This is a genomic window from Alkalicaulis satelles (assembly GCF_008630495.1).
GTDB classification, from domain to species: domain Bacteria; phylum Pseudomonadota; class Alphaproteobacteria; order Caulobacterales; family Maricaulaceae; genus Oceanicaulis; species Oceanicaulis satelles.
This window is the reverse complement of sequence record NZ_VWOJ01000001.1, coordinates 88,913-101,911: the sequence shown is the minus strand read 5'-3', so window position 1 is coordinate 101,911 and position 12,999 is coordinate 88,913. Positions and strand designations below refer to the sequence as shown.

Below are 12,999 nucleotides of genomic sequence, written 5' to 3'. Positions count from 1 at the left end.
GTGATCCCATCACCCCTTTTCCGCGCTTGCGAAGCCCTCATGGCCTGCGCCCTGCTCTCGGACGCCAGCCAATGGCCAAGTCTGGCTGCGATCCGATTCCACCGCGTTCGGCCGGGTCAGCAGCCGCAGGCTTGAGGAAGGCGTGAGCGCGGATCCCAATCCCGGCGCCCTGGGCTCGCACTTCATGTCGCTCAGCCACCATCCGCGACGCTTCCGCGCCCGCCGCAGCCAATAGCGCCGTCGGACGATCCTTCGGATCGATGGCGTCGCCCGGAATCTGAAATGATGCGCGCCGTCAGCGATCCTTCGGATCGATGGCGTCGCCCGGAATCTGAAATGATGCGCGCCGTCAGCGATCCTTCGGATCGATGGCGTCGCGCAGGCCGTCTCCGATGAAATTGAAGCAGAACAGCGTGATCATCATGGTCGCGGCCGGGAAGAACAGCGTCCAGTTGGCGATCTCCATGTCCCGCGCGCCGTTGGCGATGAGATTGCCCAGCGAGGTGAGCGGCTCCTGAACGCCCAGCCCCAGGAAACTCAGAAAGCTCTCGGCCAGGATCACGGCCGGAATGGTCAGCGTGACATAGACCACCACCGGGCCCAGCACGTTGGGCACCACATGACGCCGGATGATGGAAGCCTGGCTCACCCCGGCGGCCTGGGCCGCCTCCACGAACTCCATGGCCCGCAACGAAATGGTCTGGCCGCGCACGATGCGCGCCATGGTCAGCCATTCCACCGCGCCGATGGCCACGAAGATCAGGATGATATTGCGTCCGAACACCACCATCAGGATGATCACGAAGAAGATGAAGGGGATGGAGTAGAGCACATCCACGATCCGCATCATGATCTGGTCGGTGCGCCCGCCCAGGAAGCCGGCGGTAGCGCCCCAGAGCACCCCGATCACCAGCGACACGGCGGTCGCCACCACGCCCACCAGCAGCGACATGCGCAGGCCCACCAGGGTGCGCGCGAACAGATCGCGCCCCTGAGCGTCGGTGCCGAAAATATGCCAGTTGTCCCAGGTGGGCGGGATCTGCACGCGATCACGATAGATCTCGGTGCTGTCATGGATCCAGATCAGCGGCCCGATGAAGGCCAGGAAGACCAGCACCGCCAGCAGGATCATGCTGGCCACCGCCGCCTTGTTGCGCATCAACCGCGCGCGCGCGTCATCCCACAGGGAGCGCCCCTGCACCGCGCTCGCTTCCATGAGCCCGGCCTTTTCCGACGGGGTGGAGGTGAAAACCATCAGTCGTACTTCACTTTCGGGTTCAGCGCCGCATAGAGCAGGTCTGCGACCAGATTGAGCACTATGATGAGGCTGGCGTACAGGATGACCACCCCCATAACCACAGTGTAGTCGCGCTGCAGGGCGGCGAAGACGAACTGGCGCCCGATGCCGGGCAGGGAGAAGACCTGCTCGATCACGATGGAGCCGGTCAGCAGCGCCGCCGCCGCCGGTCCCAGATAACTCACCAGCGGCAGGATCGCGCTTCGCATGGCGTGACGCGTGATGACCGCTCCTGCGGACAAGCCCTTGGCGCGCGCGGTGCGGATATAATTCGAACGGATCACTTCAATCATCGAGGCGCGCATGAGGCGCGAAATGATGGCGATCTGCGGCAGCGCCAGCGTCACCACCGGCAGGATCAGGCGTTCTATGGTCATGCCATGGCGCGGATCCAGCCCCCCTGACGGCAGCCAGCCCAGATAGATGCCCACCACCAGAGACAATACCGGCCCGACCACGAAGGGCGGGATGACGATGCCCACAGTGGCGAAACCGACCACCCCGAAATCCGCCGCCGTATTCTGGCGCAGGGCCGCCAGCGAGCCCAGCACCGAGCCGATCATCAGGGCCAGCGAGATGGACAAAAGGCCGATGGTGGCCGAAATGGGAAAGCCTTCCGCAATGATGTCGGCGACGGTCTTGTCACGAAATTTCAGCGAGGGCCCGAGATCGCCGCGCACCAGACCGGCCAGATAGTCGACATATTGCTTCCAGAGCGGCTGATCCATGCCGAAATGCGCCAGGATGTTCTGGCGGATCTGCTCGGGCATGGGCTGTTCCATGTCGAACGGCCCGCCCGGCGCAATACGCATCATGAAGAAAGCCACCGTGATGATGACCAGAATCGTCGGCACGGCGACGAGCAGGCGGCGGGTAATATATCCGAGCATGAAGCGTGGGTTCGATTTCGACTGTTGTGATGTCGCGAGGCGGTTTTGTGGGCGCTGCGCGCCGCCTGATCAAGGATGGCTCGCAGTCAATTAGGTTTGTCTAGCAGACGCAGGCCCGTCCTCCATTTCAGGGTTTGCATCTTGCCCGCCCCTATCAGGGCGACCCTGAATGAGGGATGAAGCCGGCGTCCCGGATGCGGGCGCCACAGCCGGTTCCGGCGTGCTGGCCAGTCCGGCGCCGGCGCGGATCGCGATCACCGCCAGCACGGCCAGCGCTGCAATGCGCAGCCGGGCGCTCATCCAGACCGCTGCTGCGGCCAACCTGTCACCCATGATCGTCTCCTCATCGACGTCACACCCTGTCAAGCAAGGCGCGGGCCAGAACGGGCGCAGATTGAAGTCAGCGTGAAAGGGCATAGAGTGCGCAGCGCTGAGAGGGAGTGACAGCCATGCATGCGCGGGCCTGGTGGCGCGATTTTTCGCTGGAGGGCGGCGCCGTGCGCGTGCACGCCACCGGCGCTCTGGTGCCCCTGTCACGCGCCGTGATCAGCGATGTGCTGCACTGGCTGCCCTATTATCTGGCCGTCGAGTCGCGCCGGCCGGGCGTTGCGCAGGATGGCCCGGTCATCGCCTTCGCCCCTCACGCTCCGCGGCCCTGGTATCAGATCTGGGCGGCGGTCCATCTGGCGGGCCTGCGAGTCAGCGATGACCTGCGCCAGGCCGACATCCTGTTTCATTTCTGCGATGCGACCCACAGCCCCCGCCCGCCGGGATGGACCGGCCCGGGTTTCAACCTGGACTGCAGCGACATCTCCAAATCCCGGGTGGCGGGCGTGTTTGAGACGGTATCAGGACGCCAGCTATTGATTGATCCTGAACAGTTTGACGGCGCGTTCGTGGACAAGTCGGAGGCTAACGCCGCTCATGACGGCAGGGTGCGCACCCAGCCCTGCCCGCCCGCTGCCGGCCGGTGCTATCAGCGCCTGATCGAAACAGCGGGACCGGACGGCATGGCGGAGGATTTGCGCTGCGTGATGGCGGGAGGCGAGATCGCCGCCCTGTTCGTCAAGCGCCGCCCCGCTTCGCGCCGTTTCGAGAACCATAATGCCGAGGTGTTCCTGGCTGATCCCGGTGTGCGGTTCAGCACTGAGGAACGCCGCCTGCTCAGGCAATTCTGCCATGCGCTGCATCTGGACTGGGGCGGGCTCGACGTGCTGCGCGACCGGGCCACGGGCGAGATTTGGATCGTGGACGCCAACAAGACAGATATGGGGCCACCGGTCTCCATGGCGCTGGGCGACCGGCTTGAGGCCATTGAGCGCATTGCCGCCGCGCTGCGCCGTCATTGCGAAAGCCTTTTGGGCTGGAGGCGTGCAGCGTGATCGAGTTCATCCACCAGCTGGACGCAGCCTATGAAGAATGCGAGCGCCTCTCGCCCCTGGTGCGCCGGGTTATGGCGCGCAATCCCGGCCCCTTCACCTATACCGGAACAGGCGTGTTCATTATCGGTGCAGGTGAGGTGGCGGTGATTGATCCCGGCCCGGCCCTGCCCGAACACGCTGCGGCTCTGGACGCCGCCCTGGAGGGCGAGCGCGTCACCCATGTTCTGGTCACCCATCACCATGCCGACCATTCCCCGCTGGCCCGTCCGCTCGCCCGCAAGCATGGCTGCAAGGTGTATGGCATGGCGCCGCGCGCCCTGCCCGACATGGTCAGCACGGTGCAAATGGAAGCAGGCGACGATTCCGGCTTCCGCCCGGATGTGGAGATCGCTGATGGCGATGAGGTCAGTGGCCCGGGCTGGACGCTGCGGGCCCTGCACACGCCAGGACACACCTCCAATCATGTCTGCTATGGGCTGACAGAGGAGAACACGCTGTTCTCCGGCGATCATGTCATGGGCTGGTCCACATCGGTGGTGGTCCCGCCTGACGGGCGCATGGGCGACTACATCGCCAGCCTGGAGCGCGTGCGCGCGGAGAACTTCGCCCTGATCCGGCCCACGCATGGACCGGCGATCGACAAGCCGCGCTCCTTCCTGTCAGCCTATATTGGCCACCGGCGCGCACGCGAACGCCAGATCCTGGCGCATCTGGCCAACGGGCCGCAGCGCATCCGTGATCTTGTTGCGGCGATGTACGCCCAGGTGGATGCGCGCCTGCATCCGGCGGCGGCCATGTCCGTGCTGGCCCACATGATCCATCTCATCGAACAGGGCAAGGCGGCGTGCGAAGGCCCGCCCGGGCTCGATTCAGTTTATGCCCTGCCCTGATGACAGGCCCTGTTCAGCCTGTGAGCTTTCTGTCTCAATATGTTCCATCATGACCACTGACGCCCTGACCGCCCTCACCTCCGCTCTGCCGCCCGCCTCCTGGAGCCGCGATGCTGACGAGATCGCGCCCCATGCGCGCGACTGGCGCGGGCGGGTGCAGGGCGACACCCCTCTTCTGCTCAAGCCGGGCAACACCCAGGAGGTCTCGCGCATCCTTGGAATCTGCCACGACCGGCGCATCGCGGTCCTGCCCCAGGGCGGCAATACCGGGCTGGTGGGCGGCTCCACGCCGAAGGGCGAGGTGCTGATTTCGCTCAAGCGGATGAACGCTATCCGCGCCGTGGACCCGGCCAATGATTCCCTGACCTGCGAGGCGGGCGCGATACTGGAAACCGTCCAGACCGCCGCACGCGAGGCCGGGCGGCTGTTCCCGCTCTCGCTGGGCGCGCAAGGATCGGCGATGATTGGCGGGCTCATCTCCACCAATGCCGGCGGGGTGCATGTGCTGCGCTACGGCATGATGCGCGAGCTGGTGCTCGGGTTGGAGGCGGTGCTGCCGGGCGGGCGGGTGGTCAGCGATCTGGCGGGCTTGCGCAAGGACAATACCGGCTATGACCTCAAACAGCTCTTCATCGGGGCGGAGGGCACGCTGGGCGTGGTCACAGGCGCCACGCTGAAATTGTTCGCCCGCCCCGCCTCCACGGCGGTCGCGGTGGCGGCGGTGGCGGACCCGGCCGCAGCCGTGGAGCTGCTCTCCCTGATGAAAGAGCAGACCGGGGGCGTGTGCGCTTTCGAGCTGATGCCGCGCATCGGGCTGGACCTGGTGGTCGCTCACGTGCCCGGTTCGCGCCATCCGCTGGGTAGAGAAGCGGACTGGTGCGTGCTGATCGAGGTATCCAGCGGCGAACCGGACCGGGCGGGACTGTTGATGGAGCATGCCCTGGAAAACGCGTTTGAGCGCGGGCTTGTCAGCGACGCCGTCATCGCCCAGTCCGAGGCCCAGGCCGCCGAGTTCTGGCGCCTGCGCGAATCCATACCTGAGGGCGAGAAGGCTCACGGCAAGGCCGCCAAGCATGACGTCTCGGTGCCCGTCTCGCGCATGGCCGCCTTCATGGCCGAAGCGGCCGGGCTGGCCGAGACCGAGCTTGAAGACGCGATGGTCATCGCTTTCGGTCATGTCGGGGACGGCAATGTGCATTTCAACATCGCCCGGCGCACGCCCGGCGCGGGCGACGACTTCCTGGCCCAGGCCGCGCCGGTGACCGCCCGGCTTTATGATCTTGTGGACCGCCATAACGGCTCGATCTCCGCCGAGCACGGCATCGGCACGATCAAGCAGAGCGAATTCCTCCAGCGCAAACCGCTGGAAGTCGAACTCATGCGCGCCATCAAGGGCGTTATTGATCCTCACGCCATCATGAACCCGCGCGTGCTGCTGGGCTGACGCTCAAGACTTGGATGCAAGCCCCTGCCGCCTTATTTCAGGGTTCAAGCCTGATGAGGACGACTGATGCTGATTCTGCTGTCACCCGCCAAGCAACTGGATTTCGAGCCCGCCCCCGCGCCGCAGCTCACCACGCCGCGCCTGCTGGAGCGTACGCGTGATCTGGCCAAAACGGCCCGGCGCCTGAGCGCCAGCGATCTCAAATCCCTGATGCATCTGTCCGATGATCTCGCCCAGCTCAACCGCGAGCGATTCCAGGCCTTTGACCCTGACGCCAGCGAAGGCCAGCCCGCCGCTTTCGCCTTCGCCGGCGAGGTCTATCGCGGGCTGGATGCGCGCTCGCTGAGCCGCGATGATCTCGACTGGGCACAAGACCGGCTGCGCATACTGTCGGGTCTGTATGGCGTGTTGCGCCCTCTGGACGCCATTCAACCCTACAGGCTGGAGATGGGCACGCGGCTGAAAACCCGCGCGGGCGCCACCCTCTATGATTTCTGGGGCGATGACATCGCCAGCGCCCTGAAAGACGATCTGGTGGGCCAGCGCCAGCCCGCCGTGATCAATCTCGCCTCGCAGGAATACGCCAGGGCGGCGCGGCTGAAATCGCTCGGCGCGCGCGTCATCACGGTGGACTTCAAGGAAGAGAAGGACGGCCAGCTGCGCGCCCTGATGGTCTACGCCAAGAAGGCGCGCGGGATGATGGCGCGCTGGATCATCGAGAACCGTATCGAGGACCCGGACAAGATCGGCCAGTTTAACGTGGACGGCTACCGGCTCGACAAGGCCGGGTCCAGCGCCGACCGGCTGTTGTTCACCCGTCCCCAGCCGCCGAAAAAGGGTTGAAGGTCTGCGCAGGCGCGGTGAGCCGGTAGTGCACCGCCAGCCGCTCCAGCGCCAGCCGCAGGGCTGGCGCGCCCGCCCGTGCAGGCCAGCCGAGCTCGCGCTCGGCCTCGCCCATGGGCGTATCGCGCAGAACCAGCGCCGTCAGCAAGCGGTCCAGCCCCGGCCCGGCCGCTTCTAACGCATCGAGCACGCGCGACTGGGCGGCCAGACGGCTTGAGGGCGCATCGGAGCGGTCGCGCGGCGCGCTACGCGTGCGCGCGCCGGGCTGGCCGCTCCAGTCCATGGTGACGCGCGACATCAGGGCCGAGCGTTCATAGTCGTGGCGCAGCATGGCGGCGGCGGCGGCGTGAACCGGCTCGATCAGCGCCGGACGCCCGCCCTGGGGCCGGGCATAGCGCGCCAGCGGCGATCCCGCTGCGATATCAGCCTGTGTCACGCGCTCACGCCCGTCATCATCCATGACGATGCGTGGGGCGGTCTTGCGGTGCTGAGCGCCGAAATCACCGCCAGCATCCGCGCGTTTTAGGCGGGCGCGCCCCGCACTGGTCAGGCGCCAGCCCGCCTCACTATGCTCCAGCGCGCCAGACGCGGCCGCCTCACGCACCTCGGCCTCGCGCGCAATGGCCATGGGACGCCGGCGCCGGTCAGGGCCCTGGAACACGCCAAACCCCTTGCGCCCCGCAGGCAGCGGCGCCAGCACGCGCCCGGGCGCGTCCAGACGCTTCATCCAGGACGGGGCGCTCATGCCGCCTGCCCCAGCCGCGCCGGGCTGGGCGGGGGCACGCTGCGCAGGCACGCCTCCAGCTCGTCCAGACAATGGTCAAAGGCCGGGTCGTCGCGCCGGTCTTCCACCTTGTGGCAGGCATGGGCCGCGGTGGAGCGGTCCCGTCCGAACGCCTCGGCGGTGCGCGCCAGGCTGATTTCAAACGCCACATGGGTCAGATAAATCGCGATCTGCCGGGCCAGAGCCGCGCGCGCCGATCCGCGCGTCGGGCTGGTCATTTCATCGACGGCAATGTCGAATGCATATGACACCGCCTGCTGAGCCAGGCGGGCTCGCGCCAGATCCAGCGCTCGGGTGTGGGCAGGCATGGGGCGTCCTCCGTCCAGAAGCATTCCGCTATGGGAACACTATAAGAACGGAGGGCCGAAGCGAGGATAACTTTCCTATCGGCGCGCACAGACTCTCTGCACACGCTACAATTTCTGCTTTTGCGCGAGAGGGCTACAACGGGGAGAAGTAGGCGACCAGAAGCACACCCGCCAGAAGCACGCCGGTCCAGATCGCCATCAGCCCTGACGGGAAAATGCGAGACAGGGAGCCTGCAGGGCTGAACAGGTTGAACAAGCGGTTGGTCCAGCGTGAGATCACCACGCCCAGACCGCGCTCGCTGGCGCCGGCCATGAGCTGGCCCATCTGCCCGCCCCAGCGCACCACCCCGTCGCCGAGACGGCGGTAGAGCCAGTCGGCGTCCAGAACGGTGCGATCACCACGCTGCGGGAACAATCTGAGCCAGACCAGCGCCGCGAACACGAAAGCGCCCGCCAGAAGGATCTGGATCTGTCCGATCACGTTGTCCGCGGTATAGGGCTGGTAATCGATGGCGAAGGGCAGAAGGCCGTAGAGCACCTGCCAGTGCGACCCGAGATAGATGCACAGGAAGGCGGCCAGCCCCATGGCCAGCAACATGTTGAGCGGGGCTTCCTTGACCCGGTGGCCCCGGTCCTCACCGAAGAAAGCGAAATAGGGCACTTTCAGCGCGCTGAGCTCCATCACGCCCGCCGCCGCGACAACCAGGATGGCGAAGGCCAGAACATCCCCGTGATAGGACACCGCCGACAGCACCAGCGTCTTGGCGACAAAACCCGAGAAGAGCGGCGCCCCGACAATGGCCAGCGCGCCAATGATGGCCAGTGAGCCGGTCAGCGGCATGGAACGGAACAGCCCGCCCAGCTCGCTGGCCTTGGCCGTGCCGGTGCGGTGCATCACCGCGCCCATCACCATGAACATCAGCGCCATGTAGAACACGCCCACAAAGGCGTTGGCGGCGGCCGCGTTGAGACCGAGCGGCGTGCCCACGCCCACGCCCACCACCATGAAGCCCAGCTGGTTGTTGAGCGCATAGGCCAGAGTGCGGCGCAGATCGTTCTCCACGATGATGAACAGGATCGGGAAGACCGCCATGATCACCCCGATGGTGATCAGGATTTCGGTTCCGGCAAAACCGCGCGCCAGCGCATAGACCGCCAGCTTGGTGGTGAAGGCCGACAGCACCACCGCGCCCACGCCGGTCGCCTTGGGATAGGCGTCCTGCAGCCACATGTGCAGGAGCGGGAAGGCCGCCTTGATGGCGAAGGCGATGAAAATCACAAGGCCCGCCGGATCATCAAGGCCGATGGCGTCAAAGGTCCATGAACCGGTCTGGCTCGCCCACACCGCGGCGCCGCCGAGCAGCAGCACGCCCGAGAGCACCTGAATCGCCAGATAGCGCAGGCCCGCGCGCTGGGCCGCCGCAGTTCCGGCCGCAAAGATCAGCGGCGCGGAGAACAGCGCGGTCAGCTCCCAGAACACGAACAGGGTAATGAGATCGCCTGCGAACACCGCGCCCACCGCCGCGCCGGCATAGATCAGCGCCGAACCGTCGCTGATGCGGCTGCGCTCATGCAGGGCGTAAATGCCGTTGAGGAAGGCGGCGATCAGGAAGACCAGCGCCCAGATGCGCGAGAGCGCGTCATAGCGGAAGGTTTCCAGTGTCAGGGGACCGAGCTCAATAACGCCATAGACGCCCGGCTCGCGCGTGGCGAACCAGGCCGCCAGGCCGGCCAGCGGCGCCAGCAGCATCACCGCCTTGCGCGCCATGGCCCAGGGCAGGGCCAGCGTGATGGCCCCGCCTGCGATCAGGATCAGGGCCGGATTGACCGCGTGCAGGAGGCTGAGGAAATCAGTCATCACGCCCCTCCCCGGCCTTGGAATCGGTCACATCGCCCGCCGCGCGCTCGTAATAATCGCCCCGGCGGCCCAATAGCCAGCGCAGCCCCCAGGCCGCCAGAATGGCCGCCGCCGTGAGCGGCATCAGCACGAACTCAAACGGTCCGGTGACATCGCGATATTTGGCGAAGCCGTCCTCGGTGAGGAAAAACTCCAGCCCATAACCGGCCAGATTGATCACGCCCAGGGCGATCACGATGGCCAGCCCGGCGCGGCGCGTGCTCAGTTGCGCCAGCAGGCCGGCGCCCGGCGCCGTCACGTCCTTCGGGGCGCTCATGGCGTCATCTCCGTCATGAAGACCGGTGTCAGGAAGTCCATCAGCGGACCGATGGCGAAGAATAGCGCTATCGTGCCGATGGCGGTGATCAGCGGAGCGATCCAGGCCAGCGCGGGCGGCTGGCCGGGCTTCATCGGGCTGGGCGCCGGCGCCGGGCGCATGAAGCCGCGGATCGCGATCGGCAGGAGATAGCCGATATTCAGCAAGGTAGAGGCGATCAGCACCGCAATCAGCCAGGGCTGGCCGGCCACCGCTGCGCCCTCCATCAGGAACAGCTTGGGCCACATCCCGCCGAACAGCGGCATGCCGATGATGGAGAGCGCGCCGATGGTGAACACGCCAAACGTCACCGGCATCAGGCGTCCAAGGCCGTCAAGCTGGGAGATCTCGGTCTTCTTGGCGCCGGTATAGATCCCGCCTGCAGCCATGAAGAGGGTGATCTTGCCATAGGCGTGCATGATGATCTGCAAGGCCGCGCCCATCAGCGCCAGCGGGCTGGCCAGCATGGCGCCCAGCGTGACGTAGGAGAGCTGGCTAACCGTGGAGAAGGCGAGCCGGGCCTTGAGATTGTCCTTGGTCATGGCGATCACCGAGGCGATCACGATAGACGCGCCTGCGATCCAGGCCAGAACAGGCGCGGCGGGCAGGGTCTCGATATATTGCGGGCCGAAAATATAGACGGCCACCTTCAGGATGGAGAACACGCCCGCCTTCACCACCGCCACCGCATGCAGCAGCGCCGAGACCGGGGTGGGCGCCACCATGGCGTTGGGCAGCCAGGGGTGGGTCGGCATCAGCGCCGCCTTGCCGATCCCGAACGCAAACAGCACCAGAATGATGGAGCCCACGACTGGTCCCACGCCCGACATCACGCCCCCGGCGGTGAAGTCGGTGGTGCCGGTCAGGGCGTAAACGGCGAAGATCGCGGGCAGGAACAGGCCGATAGAGGTGGCCAGCAGAATGCCCAGATAGATCGAGGCGCCCTTCCTGGCCTTGGCGTCGCCCTTGTGGGCCACCAGCGGGTAGGTCGCCAGGCTCAGCGCCTCGTAGAAGAAGAACAGGGTGATGAGATTGCCCGACAGGGCGATGCCCATGGCCGCAGCGATCGAGATGGTGAAGCAGAAATAGAACCGGGTCTGGTCCTTCTCCTTGTTCCCGCGCATATAGGCGATGGAGTAGAGCGAGTTCACGATCCACAGCCCGCTGGCCACCATGGCGAACACCGCGCCCAGGGGCTCCAGCGCGAATTTCAGCGACAGGCCCGGGGCGATCTCCACCAGCGTGATCTCGGGACGCGAGCCCGCCGCCTCGACCAGATAGGCGACCACGAACGCCAGAGCCACGGCCGTGACCAGGGTCACAGCCTCGCGCAGGTTCGGCCAGCGGCCCAGCAGCACAACGCCAGCGCCGCCCGCGAGCGGCAGGATCAGCGCCAGCGCCAGAGCGAGTTCAGGTGTCCAGCTCACGGCGTCACCCCTCCGTACACAGCCGCATCAGCCGCCGCGCGGGCGATGGAGACGATCGGGTCGGCGTAGACCCCGAACACCAGATTGGCCAGCGCCAGCACGCCCAGCGGAACCGCGATGGCCAGCGGCACGCGCCTGGGGGCGCCCTTGTCCGTCTCGCCCTGGGGCGTCACCCAGATAGCCACCAGAATGCGGTAGACATAGAACACCGCGATCACCGAGGAGATCAGGATGGCGGCCACCGCCCACCACCAGCCCGCGTCCAGCGCGGCCTGGATGAGGTAGAATTTGGAAATGAAGCCCACCGTGAACGGCACGCCCACCAGCGAAAGCGCCCCCACGGTGAAGGCCGCCGAGGTGACCGGCATGGCCTGGCCAAGCCCCTTGAAGTCCTCGATCCGGCGGATGCCGTAGGACAGGGCGAACGCGCCCAGCGCCATGAACAACGCGCCCTTCATCATGGCGTGATTGATCAGGTGGAGCATGCCCGCGGCCAGGCCCAGCGAGGTCGCCATGCCCAGACCCAGCATCATATAGCCCACCTGGGCCACGGACGAGTAGGCGAACAGCCGGCGCACATTGTTCTGGAACAGGGCCTGGGTGGACGCCACCAGCATGCCCGCAATCGCCAGCGGGGTGATCACCCAGATCATGGCGTTGGACACAAACCCGGTATGCACCGAGAACACGTCATAGCTGTAGCGGATGATGACGTAGAACGCGACTTTCGTAGCTGTGGTGGCCAGGAAGGTGGTCACGAAGTTCGGAGCATACGCATAAGCATTGGGCAGCCACTGGTGCAGCGGGAACAGGGCGGCTTTCAGCCCGATCCCCACCAGGATGAAGGCGAAGCCCACCTCAACGGCCCGGTTGCCGTTCATGGCCGCAATGGCCTGGGCCTGATCGGCCATGTTGAGCGTGCCGGTGGTCATGTAGATGAAGCCGACCCCGATCACGAAGAAGGTCGCGCCGATCGTGCCCATGACCAGATAGTTGAACGAGGCGGTCAGCGCCTGGCGGTCATTGCGCCAGCCCATGGCGATGATGGCGTAGGTGGCGATGGACGAGATTTCCAGGAAGACGAAGAGGTTGAACGCGTCGCCCGTGCTGGCCACGCCGCTGAGGCCTGCAAAGCAGATCAGGAAGGCCGAATAGAACAGCGAGCGTTTGCCGCGCGCAATCTCGTCGGCCACGCTGGGGCCTGCGAACATCAGCGCCAGAAAGCCCGTGGAGCCCAGAAGAAGCAGCAGCGCGGCATTGAGCGCGTCGATGCGGTACTCGATGCCGAAGGGGGGCTCCCAGCCGCCCATGGCATAGGAAATGATGGCCCCATCGGCCCGGGTGGCCAGGAAAATCTCCGCCGCCAGCACCAGTGAGGCGAGCACGCTCAGGACAGCGATCGCCCAGGCCACGCGGCCGTTTTTGATCATGGCGGCGGGCGCCGACATGATCAGCGGGATCATCACCAGCAAGGCTGGCGCATGGGCCGCGAGCGCGGCCGGGAGAACTTGCGGCTCCATC

The 12,999-nt window shown here is 66.1% G+C and carries 13 protein-coding genes; 4 read left to right on the top strand and 9 right to left on the bottom strand.

Annotated elements, in window-relative coordinates; genetic code table 11:
- Window positions 1–349 precede the first annotated feature (349 nt).
- The 3 genes from F1654_RS00510 to F1654_RS00500 all read right to left on the bottom strand — a co-directional run bounded on the left by F1654_RS00510 (window position 350) and on the right by F1654_RS00500 (window position 2,520).
- Window positions 350–1,255 (bottom strand): ABC transporter permease, encoded by a 906-nt coding sequence (locus tag F1654_RS00510; RefSeq protein ID WP_150021557.1) that lies wholly within the window; start codon window positions 1,253–1,255, stop codon window positions 350–352.
- Window positions 1,255–2,187 (bottom strand): ABC transporter permease, encoded by a 933-nt coding sequence (locus tag F1654_RS00505; protein ID WP_150021556.1) that lies wholly within the window; start codon window positions 2,185–2,187, stop codon window positions 1,255–1,257. Before F1654_RS00505 ends, F1654_RS00510 begins: the two co-directional genes overlap by 1 nt.
- A gap of 90 nt (window positions 2,188–2,277) precedes the next feature.
- The gene (locus F1654_RS00500) at window positions 2,278–2,520 is read right to left on the bottom strand and encodes a hypothetical protein (protein WP_150021555.1); all 243 of its coding nucleotides are present in this window, start codon (window positions 2,518–2,520) and stop codon (window positions 2,278–2,280) included.
- A gap of 116 nt (window positions 2,521–2,636) precedes the next feature.
- Here F1654_RS00500 and F1654_RS00495 point away from each other — a divergent pair, with 116 nt between their 5' ends.
- The 4 genes from F1654_RS00495 to yaaA all read left to right on the top strand — a co-directional run bounded on the left by F1654_RS00495 (window position 2,637) and on the right by yaaA (window position 6,746).
- Window positions 2,637–3,569: an ATP-grasp domain-containing protein gene (locus tag F1654_RS00495; protein ID WP_150021554.1), complete on the top strand. Its 933-nt coding sequence runs from the start codon at window positions 2,637–2,639 to the stop codon at window positions 3,567–3,569.
- Entirely contained in the window at window positions 3,566–4,459 is an 894-nt protein-coding gene (locus F1654_RS00490) for an MBL fold metallo-hydrolase (protein WP_233205035.1), read from the top strand. Before F1654_RS00495 ends, F1654_RS00490 begins: the two co-directional genes overlap by 4 nt.
- Before the next feature lie 49 nt (window positions 4,460–4,508).
- Complete coding sequence (locus F1654_RS00485) at window positions 4,509–5,903, top strand: FAD-binding oxidoreductase (RefSeq protein WP_150021553.1); 1,395 nt, start codon at window positions 4,509–4,511, stop codon at window positions 5,901–5,903.
- Between the two features lie 66 nt (window positions 5,904–5,969).
- Window positions 5,970–6,746 (top strand): peroxide stress protein YaaA, encoded by a 777-nt coding sequence (gene yaaA, locus F1654_RS00480; protein ID WP_150021552.1) that lies wholly within the window; start codon window positions 5,970–5,972, stop codon window positions 6,744–6,746.
- Here yaaA and F1654_RS00475 read toward each other — a convergent pair.
- From F1654_RS00475 to F1654_RS00450, 6 genes are all read right to left on the bottom strand, one after another.
- Window positions 6,715–7,491 carry a DUF6456 domain-containing protein gene (locus F1654_RS00475; RefSeq protein WP_150021551.1) on the bottom strand — a complete coding sequence of 259 codons (777 nt, stop codon included), beginning with the start codon at window positions 7,489–7,491 and terminating at the stop codon, window positions 6,715–6,717. The genes yaaA and F1654_RS00475 overlap by 32 nt on opposite strands.
- Window positions 7,488–7,838: a helix-turn-helix domain-containing protein gene (locus tag F1654_RS00470; RefSeq protein ID WP_150021550.1), complete on the bottom strand. Its 351-nt coding sequence runs from the start codon at window positions 7,836–7,838 to the stop codon at window positions 7,488–7,490. Before F1654_RS00470 ends, F1654_RS00475 begins: the two co-directional genes overlap by 4 nt.
- A 133-nt stretch (window positions 7,839–7,971) precedes the next feature.
- Window positions 7,972–9,696, bottom strand: coding sequence for a Na(+)/H(+) antiporter subunit D (locus F1654_RS00465; RefSeq protein ID WP_150021549.1), 1,725 nt, complete (start codon window positions 9,694–9,696; stop codon window positions 7,972–7,974).
- Window positions 9,689–10,012 (bottom strand): hypothetical protein, encoded by a 324-nt coding sequence (locus tag F1654_RS00460; RefSeq protein WP_150021548.1) that lies wholly within the window; start codon window positions 10,010–10,012, stop codon window positions 9,689–9,691. The genes F1654_RS00465 and F1654_RS00460 overlap by 8 nt, the downstream gene beginning before the upstream one ends.
- Window positions 10,009–11,478, bottom strand: coding sequence for a proton-conducting transporter transmembrane domain-containing protein (locus F1654_RS00455; RefSeq protein WP_150021547.1), 1,470 nt, complete (start codon window positions 11,476–11,478; stop codon window positions 10,009–10,011). The genes F1654_RS00460 and F1654_RS00455 overlap by 4 nt, the downstream gene beginning before the upstream one ends.
- On the bottom strand, window positions 11,475–12,941 hold the full coding sequence (locus tag F1654_RS00450) for a monovalent cation/H+ antiporter subunit D family protein (protein WP_233205145.1): 1,467 nt from the start codon (window positions 12,939–12,941) through the stop codon (window positions 11,475–11,477). Before F1654_RS00450 ends, F1654_RS00455 begins: the two co-directional genes overlap by 4 nt.
- Between the last annotated feature and the right edge of the window lie 58 nt (window positions 12,942–12,999).

Excerpts from the sequence above, each read along its gene's own strand:
- F1654_RS00510 (WP_150021557.1), bottom strand. The coding sequence starts at position 1,255 with ATGGTTTTCACCTCCACCCCGTCGGAAAAGGCCGGGCTCATGGAAGCG.
- F1654_RS00505 (WP_150021556.1), bottom strand. The coding sequence starts at position 2,187 with ATGCTCGGATATATTACCCGCCGCCTGCTCGTCGCCGTGCCGACGATT.
- F1654_RS00495 (WP_150021554.1), top strand. The coding sequence starts at position 2,637 with ATGCATGCGCGGGCCTGGTGGCGCGATTTTTCGCTGGAGGGCGGCGCC.
- F1654_RS00485 (WP_150021553.1), top strand. The coding sequence starts at position 4,509 with ATGACCACTGACGCCCTGACCGCCCTCACCTCCGCTCTGCCGCCCGCC.
- F1654_RS00465 (WP_150021549.1), bottom strand. The coding sequence starts at position 9,696 with ATGACTGATTTCCTCAGCCTCCTGCACGCGGTCAATCCGGCCCTGATC.
- F1654_RS00500 (WP_150021555.1), bottom strand. The coding sequence starts at position 2,520 with ATGGGTGACAGGTTGGCCGCAGCAGCGGTCTGGATGAGCGCCCGGCTG.
- F1654_RS00470 (WP_150021550.1), bottom strand. The coding sequence starts at position 7,838 with ATGCCTGCCCACACCCGAGCGCTGGATCTGGCGCGAGCCCGCCTGGCT.
- F1654_RS00450 (WP_233205145.1), bottom strand. The coding sequence starts at position 12,941 with ATGATCCCGCTGATCATGTCGGCGCCCGCCGCCATGATCAAAAACGGC.
- F1654_RS00460 (WP_150021548.1), bottom strand. The coding sequence starts at position 10,012 with ATGAGCGCCCCGAAGGACGTGACGGCGCCGGGCGCCGGCCTGCTGGCG.
- F1654_RS00475 (WP_150021551.1), bottom strand. The coding sequence starts at position 7,491 with ATGAGCGCCCCGTCCTGGATGAAGCGTCTGGACGCGCCCGGGCGCGTG.
- yaaA (WP_150021552.1), top strand. The coding sequence starts at position 5,970 with ATGCTGATTCTGCTGTCACCCGCCAAGCAACTGGATTTCGAGCCCGCC.